General features: G+C 39.5%; 17 protein-coding genes and 1 pseudogene. All 18 read left to right on the top strand.

Annotated features, from left to right (window positions below):
- Window positions 1–59: 59 nt before the first annotated feature.
- Window positions 60–707, top strand: a complete 648-nt coding sequence (locus DXA07_RS05250; protein ID WP_348980748.1) for a response regulator transcription factor — start codon at window positions 60–62, stop codon at window positions 705–707.
- Window positions 662–763, top strand: coding sequence for a hypothetical protein (locus DXA07_RS13970; protein WP_348980753.1), 102 nt, complete (start codon window positions 662–664; stop codon window positions 761–763). Before DXA07_RS05250 ends, DXA07_RS13970 begins: the two co-directional genes overlap by 46 nt.
- Window positions 741–2,300, top strand: coding sequence for a HAMP domain-containing sensor histidine kinase (locus DXA07_RS05245; RefSeq protein ID WP_182427471.1), 1,560 nt, complete (start codon window positions 741–743; stop codon window positions 2,298–2,300). Before DXA07_RS13970 ends, DXA07_RS05245 begins: the two co-directional genes overlap by 23 nt.
- A gap of 340 nt (window positions 2,301–2,640) precedes the next feature.
- Window positions 2,641–3,056: pseudogene (locus DXA07_RS05240) on the top strand (cytidine deaminase).
- 13 nt (window positions 3,057–3,069) lie between these two features.
- The gene (locus tag DXA07_RS05235; protein WP_118483733.1) at window positions 3,070–6,000 is read left to right on the top strand and encodes an insulinase family protein; all 2,931 of its coding nucleotides are present in this window, start codon (window positions 3,070–3,072) and stop codon (window positions 5,998–6,000) included.
- Window positions 6,001–6,121: 121 nt separating this feature from the next.
- Window positions 6,122–7,027: a GTPase Era gene (gene era / locus DXA07_RS05230; RefSeq protein ID WP_008402838.1), complete on the top strand. Its 906-nt coding sequence runs from the start codon at window positions 6,122–6,124 to the stop codon at window positions 7,025–7,027.
- Window positions 7,024–7,767: a DNA repair protein RecO gene (gene recO / locus DXA07_RS05225; RefSeq protein ID WP_021943735.1), complete on the top strand. Its 744-nt coding sequence runs from the start codon at window positions 7,024–7,026 to the stop codon at window positions 7,765–7,767. Before era ends, recO begins: the two co-directional genes overlap by 4 nt.
- Window positions 7,768–7,832: 65 nt before the next feature.
- The gene (locus DXA07_RS05220) at window positions 7,833–9,230 is read left to right on the top strand and encodes a glycine--tRNA ligase (protein ID WP_021943736.1); all 1,398 of its coding nucleotides are present in this window, start codon (window positions 7,833–7,835) and stop codon (window positions 9,228–9,230) included.
- Between the two features lie 279 nt (window positions 9,231–9,509).
- Window positions 9,510–12,146, top strand: coding sequence for a pyruvate, phosphate dikinase (gene ppdK, locus DXA07_RS05215; protein ID WP_021943737.1), 2,637 nt, complete (start codon window positions 9,510–9,512; stop codon window positions 12,144–12,146).
- 297 nt (window positions 12,147–12,443) lie between these two features.
- Window positions 12,444–12,731, top strand: coding sequence for a hypothetical protein (locus DXA07_RS05210; protein WP_118483731.1), 288 nt, complete (start codon window positions 12,444–12,446; stop codon window positions 12,729–12,731).
- Window positions 12,732–12,737: 6 nt separating this feature from the next.
- A complete protein-coding gene (locus DXA07_RS05205) occupies window positions 12,738–13,037 on the top strand; it encodes a hypothetical protein (protein ID WP_118483729.1) in 300 nt (99 codons plus the stop codon).
- On the top strand, window positions 13,034–13,384 hold the full coding sequence (locus tag DXA07_RS05200; protein WP_182427470.1) for a hypothetical protein: 351 nt from the start codon (window positions 13,034–13,036) through the stop codon (window positions 13,382–13,384). The genes DXA07_RS05205 and DXA07_RS05200 overlap by 4 nt, the downstream gene beginning before the upstream one ends.
- A 509-nt stretch (window positions 13,385–13,893) precedes the next feature.
- A complete protein-coding gene (locus tag DXA07_RS05195) occupies window positions 13,894–14,094 on the top strand; it encodes a helix-turn-helix transcriptional regulator (RefSeq protein ID WP_118483821.1) in 201 nt (66 codons plus the stop codon).
- Window positions 14,095–14,147: 53 nt separating this feature from the next.
- Window positions 14,148–15,164, top strand: coding sequence for a DNA (cytosine-5-)-methyltransferase (gene dcm, locus DXA07_RS05190; protein WP_207663854.1), 1,017 nt, complete (start codon window positions 14,148–14,150; stop codon window positions 15,162–15,164).
- 192 nt (window positions 15,165–15,356) lie between these two features.
- Window positions 15,357–17,474 carry an AAA family ATPase gene (locus DXA07_RS05185; RefSeq protein WP_118483727.1) on the top strand — a complete coding sequence of 706 codons (2,118 nt, stop codon included), beginning with the start codon at window positions 15,357–15,359 and terminating at the stop codon, window positions 17,472–17,474.
- Between the two features lie 12 nt (window positions 17,475–17,486).
- The gene (locus DXA07_RS05180; RefSeq protein ID WP_118483725.1) at window positions 17,487–18,764 is read left to right on the top strand and encodes a DUF2357 domain-containing protein; all 1,278 of its coding nucleotides are present in this window, start codon (window positions 17,487–17,489) and stop codon (window positions 18,762–18,764) included.
- Window positions 18,668–19,936, top strand: coding sequence for a nuclease domain-containing protein (locus tag DXA07_RS05175; protein WP_182429569.1), 1,269 nt, complete (start codon window positions 18,668–18,670; stop codon window positions 19,934–19,936). Before DXA07_RS05180 ends, DXA07_RS05175 begins: the two co-directional genes overlap by 97 nt.
- A 16-nt stretch (window positions 19,937–19,952) precedes the next feature.
- Window positions 19,953–20,390 (top strand): very short patch repair endonuclease, encoded by a 438-nt coding sequence (locus DXA07_RS05170; RefSeq protein ID WP_118483721.1) that lies wholly within the window; start codon window positions 19,953–19,955, stop codon window positions 20,388–20,390.
- Window positions 20,391–20,400: the final 10 nt, after the last annotated feature.

Raw genomic sequence — 20,400 nt, 5'->3', positions numbered from 1 at the left:
TGTAAGAACATTTAAAAGTCATATGACACTGTTAAGATAGGCGCAAGGAGGTAAGAAATATGACATATCAGATACTGATGATTGAAGATGATGAACAGATCTGCGAAGTAGTGAAAGATTATTTTACCAGAGAAAGCGAAAATGAGATTGTAGTACGGACGGCACAGAATGGACAGGACGGGCTGGATTTATTTGAGACGGAACGGGTAGATCTTGTATTGTTAGACATCATGCTTCCGGGGATGGATGGATTTGCGATTTGTCGGGAGATGCGTAGGACGAGCATGGTTCCGATTCTGTTTTTAACAGCCAGAATTTCCGAACGGGATATCCTGCTTGGCTATGATCTCGGCTGTGACGATTATATCATCAAACCATTTTCTCTTGTGACCTTATATGCGAAATGCAAGGCACTGATCAGACGGTCAAAGGATCTCAGCAGAACCGGAGAGCTGGTCTGTGGCAGGATACATATGAAGCCATCGGAGTATAGGGTTCTTGTGGATTCTCAGGAAATAGAACTTGCGCCAAAAGAGTTTGCATTGTTGCGGATGTTGCTTGAGAACAAAAATAAGACTGTGGCAAGAGAACGGCTGCTGATCGGTGTATGGGGTTATGATTATGAGGCAGTGATCGTTGTGTGGATAATCACATTCGAAAGATTCGAAAACATCTTGGAAGTGCAGGAAAGCAGATTAAAACAGTGATAGGAAATGGATATCAGATACGGGGTGATGACGATGAAAAAGAACAAAAAGAATGATAAAAAAAGAAATGCATTATTGTCGGAGCGGCAGAAAAGAAAAAGACAAAAGATAAAAAGAAAATGGATATGGATTTCATCTGGCATTATAGCAGTCAGCATAATATTGTATCTGCTGGTGATCGGTTATTACAGAAATCAGGTCAATCTGGAATTAAAAGAATATTTTCAGGTATCAACAAATAGTGTCAGTGCAGGTTTGGCTGAATGTCAGGAAGATATTGCAGGTATGACAGATATAGAGGAAGCCCGTAATAGAATACAGGAAATCTTTGCGGAGGAAAATACACCATATTTTTTGACAGCAGTTTACAGGCGGCATTTGGAAAGCTCAGATGCAGTAGACAATATAGAAGAAAAAGACGGTGTAAATGCTGCAGATGAAAATCAAGAAACAGAAACTACGAAGCATACAGACGAAAATGATACAGAAAAATTAGAACAACAGGTACAGGATATAGAGGATGATATGGAGCAGATGCAGTCCGAAGTACAGATGTATTCACCGATTATGCCTTCTTTCCGGCAGGTGGTTCAAAATGCTGATGCAGGGGAATTTGCATGGAGTCTTCATGGCAGAGTAGATGATGCCAATCAGTATAGTAAGACGAGCAGGTATTTGCTGGCTAAGATGGAGACTTATGGAGCACATCCAGCAGATATAACAGAGAGTATAAGTGGTTGTTTGGGTGGAAACTATTATTTTAAAAGTCAGTATGTCGTTTTTGACAATGATATATATTATATCGTATCCGCTATGTATGCAGATCCGTTTGGCTGGCATACAGAAGGCATCTGGTTATTTTATGGAGGGATTGCAGTTGTATTTCTCATTATAATTGCAACGATCTTGACTGCGTTTATATCCTGTAGACGGACATTTTCACAGATGGAAGATGCAGAGAGAAAAGAAACGGTTATTACAGCACTTGCACATGATGTAAAAAGTCCATTGATGGCAATTTCCGGGTATGCAGAGAATCTGAAACAGTTAAACCAGACAGGAGAGTGCCGGCATTACATAGATGTTATTTTGGAAAATACATCTTACATGAATGAACTTTTATGTCAGTTAAGCGAGTATATCAAGCTTGGTAAAATGGAAGCGTTACAGACAGAGTCTGTAAGCATCGAACAGATATGGGAGCCGTTACAGGAACGGTATCAAAATCTTCTGGATGAAAAAGGTCTGGAGGTAAGAATGTCAGGAAACTGTACGGTAAAAGGTGATCCGCTGATGCTTTCCCATATGTTAGAGAATCTGTTTGTAAATGCAATTAAGTATTCACTGAAAGGAAGTGTGATCCGGCTGGTATTAAAGGAAGATCATCTGATCCTTAGCAATCCGATGGAACAGCCGATTACAACCGATCCGGAGGAGTTATGGAAGCCATTTGTAAAGGGAGACGAAGCAAGAACCGGCAGAAGCGGAAGCGGAATCGGATTGAGCATCGTGCAGGAGATCATGCAGATATTTGGCTACCACGGAAGTTTAAAAACAGAAGATGGTGAATTTGAAATAATGATTTATTTTTAAATAGAGAGTAGAAATTTTAAATAGTAGATTGACAGTGGTCTTACTATTATGTAACAAGCCTATCCACTCTGTGTAACTTCGAACTAACCTCGATCAAGTCGAGCTAAGGTCTCAGTTACGAATGTCGGTACTTGGACAGCGTATTTTGCTGCATTCTGTACCGCTACATGAGGATAGAATGAGAATGTCTTGTGTAATAATAGGTAAGACCACTGTCAATCTGTTTTGTATAGTTTGCAGTTAGAATACGCCAGAATCGCATTGCAAACACATGGAAAATAGGCTATATTTATGGGTGGTACTGTTAGTTCCATGTAACAGGAAGTAAGAGGAAATTTGTATGAATGAAAACGAGATTTCAGAGATGATCGAGCTTGCGATGCAGGCAAGAACAAAGGCATATGAGCCATATTCGAATTTTCAGGTGGGAGCCTGTGTAAAGATGGAGAATGGAAGTTATTATACAGGATGCAACATAGAGAATGCTTCCTATGGGGCAACAAACTGTGCGGAACGGACGGCTGTTTTAAGGCAGTCAGTGAAGGGTGCAGAAAGCTGTCTGCGATCGCGATCGTTGGCGGACTAAAGGACGGAGAATGTGACTATACTTATCCATGTGGGATATGCAGACAGGTCATTGCCGAATTTGCTGAACAAGGCTGCGTGATCGTTGTAGCAAAGAACAAACAGGAATATCGGATGTATTCGGTAGAAGAGCTGCTTCCGGAGACATTTCATTTGAATAAAGAAGAATAAAGGAGACATCAGATTGAGAGACTTAAAAGAATTAACAGGGTATGACATCATAACAGAAGAAAAGATCCCTGAAGTAAATGGAACAGGTTATATCTTAAGCCACAAGAAGACAAAGGCCAGAGTGCTTGTAATTGCAAATGATGATGAGAACAAGGTGTTTAATATCGGATTCCGGACACCGCCGTATGATGATTCCGGTATTCCGCATATTCTGGAACATTCGGTATTATGCGGTTCCAGAAAATATCCGGTAAAAGACCCGTTTGTAGAACTGGCAAAGGGTTCATTAAATACGTTTTTAAATGCAATGACATATTCTGATAAGACGGTATATCCGATTGCAAGCTGTAACGAAAAGGATTTTGAAAATCTTATGGATGTCTATCTGGATGCGGTATTCTATCCGAATATTTATGAACATACAGAGATCATGCGTCAGGAAGGCTGGCATTATGAACTTGAAACTATAGAAGGGGAACTGATCTATAATGGTGTTGTGTTTAATGAGATGAAGGGGGCATTTTCATCTCCGGAACAGCAGATGTATTCAAAGATTGAAAAACTTCTTCTTGCTGACACACCATACAAGAATGAATCCGGTGGTGATCCTGCAGCGATTCCAACATTAAGTCAGGAACGTTTTCTTGATTTTCACAGAAAGTATTATCATCCGTCAAACAGTTATATTTATCTGTATGGTGATCTTGATATGTATAAGGAATTGGACTATATCGATAAGGAGTATCTCTCGAGCTTTGATTATAGAGAGATTGATTCTACGATCGCTGTGCAGACAGCCTATGAACAGATGAAGGATGAGAGCTGCTTTTATTCAATCGCAGAAAATGAGAGCGAAGGAAATCAGACATTTTTAACCTATAATATGGTAGTTGGCAGCAGCCTTGATAAGAAGCAGTCCGTTGCCATGAATATACTGGAATACGCAATTATGGACGCTCCGGGCGCACCTTTGAAGAAAGCATTAGTAGATGCAGGGATCGGAGAGGATGTCTTTGCTTCCTTTGATGATGGGATCCGGCAGACAATCTTTTCAATCGTAGCAAGAAATGCAAATATGTCCGATAAGGAACGTTTTGTGTCAGTGATCAGGGATACACTGACTGATCTTTCCGGGCATGGAGAAGAAGGAAAGGCGATCGATCGGACTTCGATCGAGGCTGCGATCAATAATTTTGAGTTCAAACATAAGGAAGCAAACTTCGGCAGATTTCCGAAGGGGCTTATGATGGGTCTGGATGCATTTAATACATGGCTGTATGATGATGCATCTGCACTTGAAATGTTTAAGTTAAATGAAGTATATGATGAATTGAAAGAAAGTCTGAAAACCGGATATTTTGAAGAACTGATCTGGGAAAAGCTGGTTCAGAATACCTTTGGTATGATTTTTGTTATGAAGCCGAAGAAGGGGCTTGATAAGGAGAATGATGCAGCAGAGAAGCAGAAGCTTGCGGACTATAAGGCCTCTCTTACGGAAAATGAGCTTGAACAGGTTGTATCAGATACAAAGGAATTAAAATTATATCAGGAGACACCATCTCCGGCAGAGGATATGGAGAAGGTTCCGTTGCTTAATATTTCTGATATCAGAAAAGAGATCCATCCGTTAAAGAACCGTGAGGACAGCATTTATGGTATGCCATTAATAAGTCATGATATCTTTACTAACGGAATCGGTTATCTGGAGTTTATATTTGATATCAATGATCTGGATGCAGAGTTTGTTCCATATGCAGAGCTGCTCACTAACATTTTCAAATATGTGGATACAGAGCATTACACATATGGTGAACTGTCCAATCAGATCAATTTCCATACCGGTGGTATCGGATTTTCTACAGGAGCCATGTATAAGGATGGCGGGAAGGATCATCTTTCATTCTTCTCCGTTAAGACAAAGGCCATGTATGACAAGCTTGGAGAAGGTCTGAAGCTGATCGAGGAGATCCTGTTCACATCGAAGCTTTCGGATAAGAAGAGATTGAAAGAGATTATATCGGAAGAAAAGGCCGGACTTAAGACTGATCTGATATCTTCAGGGCATATCACATCTGCAACACGCGCGATGTCGTATGTCTCAGATGTGATGGCATTTAAGGATATGACAGAGGGAATCGGATATTATGATTTCTTACAGGAGCTGGATCAGGATTTTGAGCAGAATGCAGATGCGATCATTGAGAAGCTGCAGACAACGCTTGCCGAGATCCTCAGAAAAGGAGCGGTAACAATCTCTTATACAGGTGACAATGATATCAAGGAATTATTGGGCGCAGATATTGAAGCGTTTGCAAGAAAGTTGTCGACCAGACCTGCTTTTGCAGAAAAACGTGTGATGAAAAAAGCTGTTAAGAACGAAGCCTTTAAGACAGCAAGCCAGGTACAGTATGCGGCTCTCGCAGGAAATTATAAAGAAAAAGGATTTGAATATACCGGAGCACTGGAAGTCCTACAGGTGATCTTCTCCTATGGATATCTCTGGGAGAATATCCGTGTAAAGGGTGGGGCATATGGAGCTATGTGTTCATTTGCCAGATCAGGAATGGGGTATTTTACATCCTACAGAGATCCGAACCTGATGGAGACATATGATATCTATAAGAAGGCAGCAGACTATGTGGCAGGCTTTGATGCAAGCGACAGAGATATGACCAAATATCTGATCGGTGCGATCGCGAAGTTAGATTCTCCAATGACACCATCAGCAGAAGGAGCATTCAGCCAGACCTGTTACTTTGCAGGTATTACAGATGAGCAGCTTCAGAAAGAACGTGATCAGGTGCTTACTGCAAATGTAGAAACGATCCGTTCACTGGCACCTGTGATCCGGGCGATCACAGATGGCGGGGTTATCTGTGCAATCGGTGGGGAAGATAAGATCGAACAGAATCGGGCAAAGTTTAAAGAAGTAAAAGATCTATAGTTTTTACAGAAGTAACGAAAGAAGATAGAAGTATATAGATTTGTAAATAGTTCTCCGGCAGGTTACAGAATTCTGTGCCGAATGGAGAACATGAATACATACAGAGTATGGAAGGAGAAGTATGAACGATACATACAAATCAGGATTTGTTGCGATCATAGGAAGACCAAATGTAGGTAAATCCACACTGATGAATCAGTTGATCGGACAGAAGATCGCTATAACGAGCAGTAAGGCGCAGACAACAAGAAACCGTATTCAGACCGTGTATACCTCGGATGAAGGACAGATTGTTTTCCTCGATACACCTGGAATCAACAGGGCCAAGAACAAGCTTGGTGAATATATGTTAAAGGTGGCAGAGGGAACATTAAATGAAGTAGATGTCGTTATGTGGATCGTTGAAGCAACGACATTTATCGGAGCAGGAGAACGGTATATCATTGAACAGTTAGAACGTGTTAAGACACCGATCATCATTGTGGTAAATAAGATCGATGCGGTAAGTGAAGAAGAAGTATTCAAGGCGATTTCGACCTATAAGGATGCCTGCAGTCATGCGGAGATCGTTCCGGTATCGGCATTAAAGGGAAAGAACAAAGATGAACTGATAAAGACGCTGTTCAAATACCTTCCATACGGACCACAGTTCTATGATGAAGACACGATCACCGATCAGCCGGAGCGACAGATCGTATCCGAACTGATCCGGGAGCAGGCTTTAAGACTTCTGGATAAAGAGATTCCACACGGAATCGCGGTTGTTATTGATTCGATGAAGGAACGTCCGAATGGACGGCTTATGGATATAGATGCAACAATCATCTGTGAGCGGGATTCCCATAAGGGTATTATTATCGGAAAACAGGGCGCAATGCTGAAAAAGATCGGCAGCAATGCAAGGTATGGCATTGAACAGCTATTAGATACACATGTGAATCTGAAGCTTTGGGTAAAGGTGAAGAAGGATTGGCGGGATACCGATACCCTTCTTCGAAATTATGGTTATAAGATGGATGAATCATGAAGGATGAGATAGTATTAAACGGAATCGTGCTTTCCTCCGGTCTTCAGGGAGAATATGACAGACGGCTTGTTATACTGACCAGAGAGCAGGGGAAGATTACAGCATTTGCAAAGGGAGTCCGACGACCAAGCAGCCAGTTGATCTCAAAGACGCAGCTGTTTGTCATGGGAGCATTTACTGTATATCCGGGAAGAAATGCATATACACTTATCAACGTAGATGCAAAGGAATATTTTCATGAACTGACCTTTGATATGAACAAATACTGTTACGGATCTTACTTTTGTGAGATGATGTCATATTTTACAAGAGAAGGTGACCGGTCGGCAGATTATCTGAATCTGCTGTTTGTCAGCCTGAATGCATTAAAAAAAGGACTGCTGCCGGTGAAACTGATCCGTTGTGTATATGAACTGAAGATCATGGATATCTTTGGACAGGGACTGCAGAGCTTTCATTGCCCGATCTGTGGAAGCGACAGGCTGACACGGATATTTGATCCCTTATCCGGTGGAATCCTGTGTGAGAACTGCCGGAGCAAGGCTAAGAAAAGTATCCATATATCAGAGGACGCCAGATATGTGCTTCAGTATATTAATGGAGCAACGCTTGGAAATCTGTATAATTTCACGGTTTCAGACAGCGTGCTGGAAGAACTTATGATGATCGCAAAGGAATTTCTGGCGGTATATGTAGACCGAAAATTCAATTCTGTAGAAATAATTGAATCCCTGTCTTGAAAAAAACAGGGAGAGAAGGTACAATAACGTACAAATATAAAGATGAAATATAAATGGAGGACATTATGGAAAAGACATTAGACAAGATCGTTGCTTTAGCAAAAAACAGAGGTTTTGTATATCCGGGTTCAGAGATTTATGGTGGACTTGCAAATACATGGGATTACGGTAACCTTGGTGTTGAGTTAAAGAACAATGTAAAAAAGGCTTGGTGGAAAAAGTTCATACAGGAGAATCCATATAATGTAGGCGTTGACTGTGCGATCCTGATGAACCCACAGACATGGGTAGCATCCGGACATCTTGGCGGTTTTGCAGATCCTTTGATGGACTGTAAAGAGTGCCATGAAAGATTTCGTGCAGATAAACTGATCGAAGACTACATGGCAGAGAATAACATGGAGATCGAAGGTTCTGTTGATGGCTGGTCAAATGAAGAAATGGAGAGCTTTATCGAAGAAAAGAATATCTGTTGTCCTTCATGTGGAAAACATAATTTTACAGGTATCAGACAGTTTAACCTGATGTTCAAGACATTCCAGGGTGTAACAGAGGATGCAAAGAACACAGTATATTTAAGACCTGAGACAGCACAGGGTATCTTTGTAAACTTCAAGAATGTACAGAGAACATCCAGAAAGAAGATCCCGTTTGGTATCGGACAGATCGGTAAGTCATTCCGTAATGAGATCACACCGGGTAACTTTACGTTCCGTACCAGAGAGTTTGAGCAGATGGAGCTGGAATTCTTCTGTGAACCGGGAACAGACCTTGAATGGTTTGATTACTGGAGAAGCTTCTGTATCAACTGGCTAAAAGACCTTGGTATCAAGGATGAAGAGATGCGTGCCCGTGATCATTCACCGGAAGAGCTTTGCTTCTACAGCAAGGGAACAACAGATATAGAGTTCTTATTCCCATTTGGATGGGGCGAGCTTTGGGGTATCGCAGACAGAACGGATTATGATCTGACTCAGCATCAGACTGTATCCGGCGAACCAATGGATTACTTTGATGATGAGAAAAAAGAGAAATACATTCCATATGTTATCGAACCATCACTTGGTGCTGATCGTGTAACACTTGCATTCCTTTGTGCTGCATATGATGAAGAAAATATCGGAACAGAGGAGAAGCCGGATGTAAGAACTGTATTACATTTCCATCCTGCACTTGCACCTGTTAAGATCGGTGTCCTTCCACTGAGCAAGAAACTCGGCGAGGGAGCAGAAAAGGTATATGCTGAATTATGCAAATACTACAACTGTGAATACGACGACAGAGGAAATATCGGTAAGCGTTACAGAAGACAGGATGAGATCGGAACTCCGTTCTGTGTAACTTATGATTTTGATTCAGAAGAAGATGGTGCTGTAACTGTCCGTGACAGAGATACCATGGAGCAGGAAAGAGTAAAGATCGAAGATCTGAAGGCATATTTTGAGAAGAAATTCGAATATTAATCAGACGAAATGAATCAATATCTCAGATAGAGTATCCGGTTGATCGAATCTGTAAAATAAAAGGGACATTTGTCGGAAAAGAACATTATCCGGCGGATGTCTCTTTCTTTTTGAAAAAGATTCCGGAATATGCGGTTAAAAAGAGAAAAAAATTGAAAAAAGTGGTTTAATATTATTAGGTCATATGATATAATCACGTCAGAGTGGTGGGAAAATTCTGCCCTGAAGCAGGCTTTTTTCAGCATATATTTAATTAGATACGTAGGAGGTAATAAACAAATGGCAAACAAGTGGGTTTATATGTTTAGCGAAGGCGACATGACCATGCGTAATCTTCTCGGTGGTAAGGGTGCAAACCTTGCAGAGATGACAACAATTGGTCTTCCAGTTCCACAGGGTTTCACAATCACAACAGAGGCTTGTACTCAGTACTATGAAGATGGTCGTAAGATCAACGACGAGATCATGGCACAGGCTATGGAAGGTGTTAAGAAGATGGAGGAGATCAACGGCAAGAAGTTCGGAGATCTTGAGAATCCATTATTAGTATCAGTTCGTTCAGGTGCTAGAGCATCTATGCCGGGTATGATGGATACAATCCTTAACCTTGGTTTAAATGACGAAGTTGTTGCTGCAATGATCGCACACAACCCAGATCCAGCATTCGAGCGTTTCGTATATGATTCTTACAGACGTTTCATTCAGATGTTCTCAGACGTTGTTATGGAAGTTGGTAAGAAGTACTTTGAGCAGCTCATCGATAAGATGAAAGAAGAGAAGGGTGTTAAGTTCGACGTAGAACTTACAGCAGCTGATCTTAAGACTCTTGCAGAGCAGTTCAAGGCTGAATACAAGAACCAGTTAGGAACAGATTTCCCTTCAGACCCAGTTGAGCAGTTAAAGTTAGCTATCGAAGCTGTATTCCGTTCATGGGACAACCCACGTGCAAACGTATACAGAAGAGATAACGATATCCCTTATTCATGGGGTACAGCAGTTAACGTAATGCCTATGGTATTCGGTAACTTAAATAATGAATCTGGTACAGGTGTTGCATTTACTCGTGACCCTGCAACAGGTGAGAAGAAGCTTATGGGTGAGTTCCTTATCAATGCACAGGGCGAAGACGTAGTTGCCGGTGTTCGTACACCAATGCCAATCGCTCAGATGGAGCAGGAATTCCCAGAAGCATATGCAGAATTCCTTAAGGTATGTGAGACTCTTGAGAATCACTACCATGATATGCAGGATATGGAGTTCACAGTTGAGAACAAGAAGCTGTACATGTTACAGTGTCGTAATGGTAAGAGAACAGCTCAGGCAGCTCTCCAGATTGCTTGTGACCTTGTTGATGAAGGACATAAGACAGAGGAAGAAGCAGTTGCAATGATCGATCCTCGTAACCTTGATACACTTCTTCATCCACAGTTTGATGCAGCAGCTCTTAAGGCAGCTACACCAATGGGCAAAGGTCTTGGTGCTTCACCGGGTGCTGCTTGTGGTAAGATCGTATTTACAGCTGACGATGCAGAAACATGGGCAGCTAAGGGCGAGAAGGTTGTTCTTGTACGTCTTGAGACATCACCGGAAGATATCACAGGTATGAAGTCAGCACAGGGTATCTTAACAGTTCGTGGTGGTATGACATCACATGCTGCTGTAGTTGCTCGTGGTATGGGTACTTGTTGTGTATCAGGTTGTGGCGATATCATCATGGATGAAGAGAACAAGAAGTTCACACTTGCAGGCAAAGAGTTCCATGAGGGAGATTTCATCTCAATCGATGGTACAACAGGTAACATTTACGATGGAGTTATTAAGACAGTTGATGCTTCAATCGCAGGTACATTCGGTCGTGTTATGGCATGGGCTGATAAGTACAGAACACTTAAGGTTAGAACAAATGCTGATACACCAGCAGATGCTAAGAAGGCTCGTGAGCTTGGTGCAGAAGGTATCGGTCTTTGCCGTACAGAGCATATGTTCTTTGATCCAGAAAGAATCGCAGCATTCCGTGAGATGATCTGCTCAGATACAGTAGAAGAAAGAGAAGAAGCTCTTAATAAGATCCTTCCATATCAGCAGGGAGATTTCAAGGCTCTTTACGAAGCACTTGAAGGTAATCCGGTTACTATCAGATTCCTGGATCCACCTCTTCATGAGTTCGTTCCTACAGAGGAAGCAGATATTGAGAAGCTTGCAAAGGCTAAGAATAAGTCAGTAGAAGAGATCAAGGCACTTTGCAACTCACTTCATGAGTTCAACCCTATGATGGGTCACAGAGGATGTCGTCTTGCTGTAACATATCCAGAAATTGCTAAGATGCAGACAAAGGCTGTTATCCGTGCAGCTATCGAAGTTCAGAAAGAGCATCCAGATTGGAATGTTGAGCCAGAAATCATGATCCCACTTGTATGTGAAGTTAAAGAGCTTAAGTATGTTAAGAAGGTAGTAGTTGAGACAGCTGATGCTGAGATCGCTGCTGCTGGTGTTGAGCTTAAGTACGAAGTTGGTACAATGATCGAGATCCCTAGAGCAGCTCTTACAGCTGATGAGATCGCTAAGGAAGCTGACTTCTTCTGCTTCGGTACTAACGACCTTACACAGATGACATTTGGTTTCTCAAGAGATGATGCCGGTAAGTTCTTAAATGCTTACTATGATGCTAAGATCTTCGAGAATGATCCATTTGCTAAGCTTGATCAGACTGGTGTTGGTAAGCTCATGGATATGGCTGTTAAACTTGGCAAGCCGGTTAATCCAAAGCTTCATATCGGTATCTGTGGTGAGCACGGTGGAGATCCTTCATCTGTTGAATTCTGCCACAAGATTGGTCTTGATTATGTATCATGTTCACCATTCCGTGTACCTATCGCTAGACTTGCTGCTGCTCAGGCTGCTATTGCAAACAAATAGTCATTGAAAAAGCCTGCATTTATGCGGGTTTGAGGGCTATAGCGATATAAGAATATAGCATGAAACAATATAGATGCTCACAGAATTTCGGTTCTGTGGGCATTTTTTTGCGTTGAATAAGAGTAGTTTGTGTCTTGGAAGATTCTTTTTAAATAAGTTCGGTCTGATGAGTAGGGTGTAGTAATTTATTCAATATAGGGTAACGTAGATTTACAGTTTGAGCTTTTTTTCATTAATTCCATTTTGATGGGTTTATGATATAATAATACTATTATATGCAAGGAGAGAATAGCAAATTTGGAAGAAGTAGATATTATTGAACAGAGTATTGCTGATATGAGCGGTGACTTGTTGAGAATACTCTTGATAGATAAAACTACAAAAAAATATATCAGATGGGCAACCGATAATTATGTGTCATTAGGTGAGGATTGTAGTGCTGGGGTAGAAATAAAACCAGAGTTTATTACAGGAGATTATACGAATGTAATACAGCCGAGAGTGGCTAAATCTCAAGTTGAGCAGATGAAAAGAACTAGGGATAAGGCGGAAGTCTTTACACCATGTTGGATATGTAATGAGTAGAATAATTTGGTTGATGATGCATGGTTTGATAGAAAGAATGTTTTCAATACCTGTGATGGAGATTCGTGGAAGGTTACAGATGGGGTAATTGCTTTTCCTAATAATAAAACATGGCAGCAATATGTTGATGCTAGAAGATTAGAGATAAGTTGTGGAGAAGCACCATATCTTGTCAGCAGATATAATACTGTTACAGGTGAGCCGATACAGGTAAGAGATAGGATAGGTATTTTGGATAGAAAATTGCGAATTGTTTCTGAAAATACACAAACTGAAGAAGGCGACTTGCTGATATTCAAGTCTTGAAGGAACATATCTTTGATTACTTTAAGACAAAAGACGTATATGCGGATTATCGTAAATGCGGATATAGCAAGAAGTTCTTAGAAGAGCATAGACAGGAAATCCTGCTTCATAAGGCTGCCAAGAATGCCTTTGATGAGCTTCATCTGAAGAAGCTTCCAAAGGTAAAAGATTTAAGTGCTGAGTATGCTGAAATCCTTGCAGAAAAGAAAAAGCTGTACGGTGAATATCGTCAGGTTAAGAAAGATATGCAGGAGATCCAAAGAGCAAAATACGATATCGACCAGTTCCTTAAAAGCGATGAAGAGCAGAAGAAGGAACGTATCAGAAAACACAATATCACTCGATAATTCTTTTTGGGAAATCTGTAGGTTTAAGACTTATGGGTTCCCCTCTTTTTTCATTTCTGAAGAAAATTCCAACGGAAGAAAATAGCGATTCGTAAGAATTGCGTAGCCAAGCGATTAGCTTGTTCAAGGGGATTGGGGATGTGCCACCAACGAGCGGATAGTAGCTTTTGGTGCAAAAAAGCACTGCTCGCCACTTTGCGAAGACGCGCCCTAACACCATCGAAGATGGTGTCGCGCGAAGCGGGAAAATAGATTAGAAAAGCATGAAAAAAGGTCCGAGAGTCCAGATAATGGGACAGTATTTCTGATAATTTAGACATGTAACAAGACCGTAGGGAATTAAAAAATCAATCTCAACATTATATGGAAAAATAATAAAGCAATGCTTTTTCTGTGGAAATAAAAACTTTACAAACATAAAGATTTCTATAGCGAATATGGAGAGATGATGGTATAATAGTGAAAGATTGGTTTAATGTTGTTCTCTGAGGAGAAGAAAGGTGTACTTAGTGAAAATATCATATAACGGTCTATGGAAATTATTAATTGATAATGGAATGCAAAAGAAGGATCTGATAGATAAGATCGGAGTCAGCTCTACTACCATTGCAAAAATGGGGAAGGGCGAAAAAGTGTCTTTAGATGTATTGGAGAGAATTTGCAATTATTTCAATTGTGATATTGGTGATGTTATGAGTTTTGAAAAATAAATATGTCTCCAAATGCGACAAAATTAAAGATTAAGAGGTTATACAAATCTTAAATGAAGAAGACAATTTACAACAACACATTTACTCGATTCACAGACAAGGAATTTGATGAAAAGTATGCATTAATCAGTCATGCGATTCAGCTTGGCGATACGATTAACGCAAAGAAGTATCGTGACATTTTAAAAGAAAATGGAATTGACGCTTCTGACTTACCTTCAGCAGAATTGTTCAATAAAGATAATAAAATTGAATTAGTGCCTGAGAGAAACAAGTTTACATTTATAGATTTATTTGCAGGAATTGGCGGATTCAGAATTGCTATGCAGAAGCTGGGCGGCCAGTGCGTTTTTTCTAGTGAGTGGGATGAGCCTGCCAAGGAAACTTATTTTAGAAATTATGGTGAAGTGCCATTTGGTGATATTACGATACCTGCAACTAAAGCATTAATCCCTGATAAATTTGATGTTTTATGTGCGGGTTTTCCTTGTCAGCCATTTAGCAATGCTGGCTTAAAAAAGGGAATTGAAGATACGCGAGGAACATTGTTTTATCATATTGCGGAAATACTCCGTGATCATCAACCCAAGGCAGTATTGCTTGAAAATGTTAGAGGACTTATCAGTAATGATAAAGGAAAAACCATTCAAACTGTTCTGCGAACAATTACTGGGATGGGATATACGTGTAATGTTCCACAGGAACTTATTGATAATGGTCCGGTATCAAAACTAAAAGAGGAATGTGCAAAGATGGTTCTGTGCGCAAAAGATTATGGGGTACCACAGAATCGTCCTAGAATTTATATAGTACTTTGGAAAAAGGATTTGGATATTAAAGAATTTCTATATCCAGAGACTGAAAACACGAAAACAAAAGTTTCATCTATTCTTGAAAAAATGTTCCTGATACATTTACAATTTCGGATAAATTGTGGGCGGGACATCAAAGAAGAAAGTTGGAACATGAAGAAAAAGGAAATGGATTTGGATATTGTTTATTCAATGGAGATTCTGAATATACAAGCACAATATCGAGAAGGTATTACAAGGACGGGAGTGAAATACTGATTGAGCAACCGGGTAAGAATCCGAGAAAACTAACACCAAGAGAGGCAGCTAACCTGCAGGGATTTCCAAAAGAGTTTAAGCTTCCGGATTCGAATACAAAGGCCTATCAGCAGTTTGGAAATAGTGTAGCAGTTCCGGTTGTTGAAAAGGTATCAGAACAAATAGTGAAACAAATATTGGAGGTGTAAATAGATGTTTGCAGATTTAAATGATCCTGTGCTTCAACCTGAAAGTATCAAGGCAGGACTTATTCCAGAAATTACAATAAGTGAAGGCTTAAGAATAAAGTTGGATGAGATGTTTTCACAGGAGGAGAAAGCATATAGCAAAATTTGGGGAGCAACATCAGTTGTTCAAACTGATAAAAGCTATGTTTTCTTTTCAAATCAATGGTTGTATCTGGCTGTAATGTGCAAAAAATATGCGCAGGCTTTATATCAGTATTGCGATTTTTTTGATAATCATATGAGAACTGATACTGATGTAATGAATTGTGTTAAAGCACAGGATTATAGCGGATCTGCATATGTTAATCTTTTTGACTCTGAAAATGATAGAGAGTATATGAAAAAATTCATTAACGGAGATCAGGAATTTAGACCAGGTAAAAATCTGGTTAATGCCGGCGATAAAATCAGATCATGTAAGGATATTTTTGGGTCTTGTGTTTTAGGAAAGATGGATGTTCCAAATGCCTCATCTGCATATCTAGGTAATCTGGTCTATTATCTTGCAAAAAGACCTGCTCTTTATGATGAGCTTGAAAATGAAATTTCTGGCCAGACTGAAGTGCTTGATTCAGCAATCAAGCTGCCAGTTGTAGTGAAAGATTGTGCAAAAGCAATTGTTGATTACATATATAAGTTAGATGAGTTCGAGAGTATTATCGAACGAATCGAAATTATGGATCAGAGTATAAAGATAAATACAGGAAATACAGATGGGCTTTTGCCAGAAGGAAACTGGTTACGGTATATGTTCGCACGTCCATCGTCAGGAATGTTTGACCCAGAATCATCAAGTGATAAGACTAGGGTGTTTGATACTGAATATCTTATAAAAGCAAACGGTGAAGAGTACAGATGTAAACTGACTACTGAATGGGTTGGAACAGATATAACTGAGGGTGCACAGGGCAATAATTATCTACAGGCGCTTATAAAGCTGGTTAATAAATATTATTCTGATGTTCTCGAAATAAAGGACGAAGGTGGTACCTATTATCTTCATGTATTGAAGAAAGAATTTCTTATATCAGATTTACCAGACGTATTTGATTCTGTTTTTGCTGAGCGATATATCACATCACTTCTGACTAAACCGTTTGTTATTTTGACTGGTAATAGTGGTACGGGAAAAACCAGAATAGCGAAACAGTTTTCACAGTACCTTGAAAGAACAATAGATGGTAAAAGAAATTGGTTAATTGTTCCTGTTGGTGCAGACTGGACAGATAATACTAAAATGCTTGGATTTTATAATCCACTTGAAGAGAAATATGTCTCAACTCCAACACTGGATTTTATTCTCCAGGCAATAAAAAATCCGACAGTGCCATATTTCCTTATACTTGATGAAATGAATCTTTCACATGTGGAAAGATATTTTTCAGATTTTTTGAGTGCAATGGAGTCGGATGAAGAAATCCCACTTTACAAGGTGTCTGGCAAAAAAGCGAAAGATGGAGAAGAGATAACGATTCCTGAAAAGATACGACTTCCTAAAAATCTTTTTGTAACAGGAACAGTTAATATTGATGAAACAACATATATGTTTAGTCCAAAGGTGTTAGATCGCTCTAATGTTGTAGAATTTAAGCCTGAAAAGGAAGCTGTATTGAACTTGATTACAGGTTCAGTAGATGTGAATAATGTTTCTCGTGCAGGAAATGGAGTGGCTGAAGGATTTATAGATCTTGCGTCTGTTATAAGAAATGGAGTTTGCAATGTTGAACAGATAAAACTTGAGCAGGTTCGAGAATTTCTTGATAGCATTTACGAGGAACTTCAGGAAAGTGGTTTTGAATTTGCTTATCGTACAGTTAAAGAGATCCGTCAGTATTATGCAGCGGCATATGAGTTACAGAAAGGTAACTTTAATCTTACAAGAACAATGGACGAACAGATTGTTCAGAAGATTCTTCCTAAAATATATGGTGATAGAAAACAGATAGGAGAGTTACTGGATACTCTTGAAGAAAAATGTAAAAACGGAATTGGGGATTCATCAGAAGAAATGACTTTATCATTGAAGAAGATAGAGCAGATGAAGAAAAGACTTGATAAATATCAGTACGCAAGCTTTATGTAAGAAGGTGTTTTAATGGGCATAGCAGCAATTTCATTTAAAGATAAAAATGGAATAGAGATAGTAATTTATCCGCAGGGCGAGTGGGATACTATTGATTTTAACGTAGCTACTGAAGAAGAAGGCACAGATATGATTGCCTATGAAGAAAAAGAAGCTGCGTCTAAAGCTGTGCTCTCAAAGCTGGATATTGCAACTTCAGTGGATGGACAGAAAATATTAAGACTACGCGAAACAGCTACTTATACATGCAGATTAAAGGGTGACATTCAAACTGGTTCGGATCAGATTTGTAAGAATCTCGGTTTCCCAAATGAGAAGAATAATAAGTTCCTCAAAGTAACCAGAGATAGAGATGCATTATCCTTTAGATTTATTAACTACCTTGGAAGAACACATTTAAAAAATTCTTCAGATGAAACTGTAGTCGATTTTGAAATAGTACCTCAGAAGATGAATTATGAAGAGGACTATATTGAGTTAACTAAAAAGCTGGCTGAAGAGTGCGCAGAAATCTTGCTGGAGTATTCAGGTGTTACATCGAACAGATTTGAAACATCTGATACCAATAGTGCCAAGACGCTTTTGGAGCAGTTTATTTTCTTGAGGGAATTCTGTTACTCACATAACCTACAGGCTCTTTTCGGACATATAAAGCGTAATCCGGATAGAATGCTTATGAAGGATGAAGTCCTTAAGCCAATTGGACAGGGTTATCCAAGTGTAAGCTTTTATTCCAGCCCTTTTTCTCATAGTAGAGGCTGGCAGATGGTAAATGGAAAGCCTATGCCTCAAGAAGTTGCTGCAACAAGAAAGTATGACAGTCTTGATACCGTTGCAAACCGTTTTGTGAAGTTTGCTTTGAAAAAATTCAACCTGATATGTAGAGAACTCTGTTCAAGTCTTGATGCCGCAAAAGGAAAAAATGCAGGACAGAATATGTATACGGAGTGCTATCGGGAGGCTTTAGAGATTCAAAGAATTACTGATGACATTTTGAGAGATCATTTCTTTGATGATGTAAGAGAACTTACGATTATGCCGCAGAATAATCAGGTACTTGAAAAGAGAGAAGGATATAGACAAGTCTTTTACGCAGCAGCTATGGTTGATCTTGCTCTTCAGTTGAATTGGGAGGGTGAGCAGGAGCCTATAGCGGAGAATCTAAAAATACGGCATTACTGTATGAGTATTGGTTGTTTTTTGAACTTAGAAAAATTATCAGTTCAATCGATAATTGCCAATGTGTACAGGCTTCTGAAAAGCCGTTCATCAATACTGACAATGGTCTAACTATTTCATTAAGCGAAGGTCAGACTTCTTGTCAGGCATTTCTTCTTCCTGATTTGGGTACAAGGGTGAATCTGTATTATAACAGGACCTTTTCAAGGGAAGAGTTTTCCAATACAAAGTATGCAGGATCATATTCAAGGCCGTTTAGACCGGATTACACGCTAGAAGTGTATCCTTCGGATTATCTTAAAACTGAAGATGCCGTCAGAGAAGGTGCGGTAAGCTACATTCATTTTGATGCGAAGTACAGGATAACGGATTTAAGATCTTTTATCGGACCTGATGAAAATGAAATGATAGAGGAGCAGATAAAGGAAGAAGTTGAAAATGATAAACAGGATAGCGTAACGAATACATACAAGCGAGGAGATCTTCTGAAAATGCATACATACAATGATGCAATTAGAAGAACTGTAGGAAGTTACGTCCTGTATCCTGGAGATTTTGATTCAAAGACAAAGAATTACAGACTCTTTGAGGAGGTTCTTCCAGGAGTAGGTGCTTTTGCAATCAAACCAAGTATTCAGACGGACAGTGAAAATGCATTGAAGGATTTTATATATGAAATCATTGAAGCACGTAGCAGAAAATACAGCAGACTTAACCGTATGTTGTCTTATAGCAACCTTGTACTTGGTGAACCTGCGATTAGTATGTTAGATAAAAGAACTACAGGTAAGGAAAAGGACAATAAGAATATCCATAATGATTTGTGTGTTATCGGTTATTTGAGACCTGATTATTATAAGTTGCTGAGCAGAGAAGACCTTTTATCTGAAGGCAGGACTTTTGTTTTTTATTACTATGCTATCAAGGGTGAATCAGTGTATTCACATCATGAAGATATAGGAAAAGCAAAGTATATTCGCTTTTATCAGAATGATATAAATGCTACGGGTAGATATGAAATAGAGCCGCTTAAAGGAATCATAAAATCAAGTGAATTGGTTTCAAAAAAGCAGCTTGATGATTTACTGACAGAGAATGGTTCTAACGATGGTAAAGAAAGATCCGCAGATTTTTATTATGTTCTTAAGGTGGAGGTAGTAAGCTGCACTGAGCCAAAGATTAGCTGTAATAATAGTGATTTGAATGGCGTGAATGGAAATGATACATTCAGTCCACATTCACCTAAGGTTGTAACTGAAGATTGGTTATTAGTGAAATCTTGAAAGCTGGTGAAGTAATATGAGCGATAAGCTTACACCTGAAAAAAGAAGCTGGAATATGAGCCGGATTAAAGGCAAGGATACAAAAATTGAGGTGGAAGTCAGAAAATATCTGTTTTCAAAAGGATATCGCTTCAGAAAGAATGATAAAAGATATCCCGGTAAGCCGGATATTGTTCTACCAAAGTATCATGTGGCTATATTTGTTCATGGCTGCTTTTGGCATCGGCATGAAGGATGTAAAGATGCGACAACACCAAAAACGAGAACGGAATTTTGGCTTGAGAAGTTTGATAAAAATGTCAAAAACGACCAGATAAAACAGGAAAAGCTTAGGGAGCTTGGGTGGAAGGTAATTGTTATCTGGGAGTGTGAATTGAAGCGGAGTTTCCAGGAAACAATGGATAAGGTTGAGAAAGAGCTGACACGAAAGCCGTTTATAGGAGCACAAAATTGATTTAGCAAAA

Source organism: Clostridium sp. AM54-37XD, from assembly GCF_003478225.1.
In the GTDB taxonomy this organism is placed as follows: Bacteria; Bacillota; Clostridia; order Lachnospirales; family Lachnospiraceae; genus Coprococcus; species Coprococcus ammoniilyticus.
This window is presented reverse-complemented; position numbering and strand designations above follow the sequence as displayed.

Bases quoted from the DNA above. Each gene is read 5' to 3' on its own strand.
- DXA07_RS05250 (WP_348980748.1), top strand. From the start codon at position 60: ATGACATATCAGATACTGATGATTGAAGATGATGAACAGATCTGCGAA.
- DXA07_RS05245 (WP_182427471.1), top strand. From the start codon at position 741: ATGAAAAAGAACAAAAAGAATGATAAAAAAAGAAATGCATTATTGTCG.
- era (WP_008402838.1), top strand. From the start codon at position 6,122: ATGAACGATACATACAAATCAGGATTTGTTGCGATCATAGGAAGACCA.
- recO (WP_021943735.1), top strand. From the start codon at position 7,024: ATGAAGGATGAGATAGTATTAAACGGAATCGTGCTTTCCTCCGGTCTT.
- DXA07_RS05220 (WP_021943736.1), top strand. From the start codon at position 7,833: ATGGAAAAGACATTAGACAAGATCGTTGCTTTAGCAAAAAACAGAGGT.
- ppdK (WP_021943737.1), top strand. From the start codon at position 9,510: ATGGCAAACAAGTGGGTTTATATGTTTAGCGAAGGCGACATGACCATG.
- dcm (WP_207663854.1), top strand. From the start codon at position 14,148: ATGAAGAAGACAATTTACAACAACACATTTACTCGATTCACAGACAAG.
- DXA07_RS05185 (WP_118483727.1), top strand. From the start codon at position 15,357: ATGTTTGCAGATTTAAATGATCCTGTGCTTCAACCTGAAAGTATCAAG.
- DXA07_RS05180 (WP_118483725.1), top strand. From the start codon at position 17,487: ATGGGCATAGCAGCAATTTCATTTAAAGATAAAAATGGAATAGAGATA.
- DXA07_RS05170 (WP_118483721.1), top strand. From the start codon at position 19,953: ATGAGCGATAAGCTTACACCTGAAAAAAGAAGCTGGAATATGAGCCGG.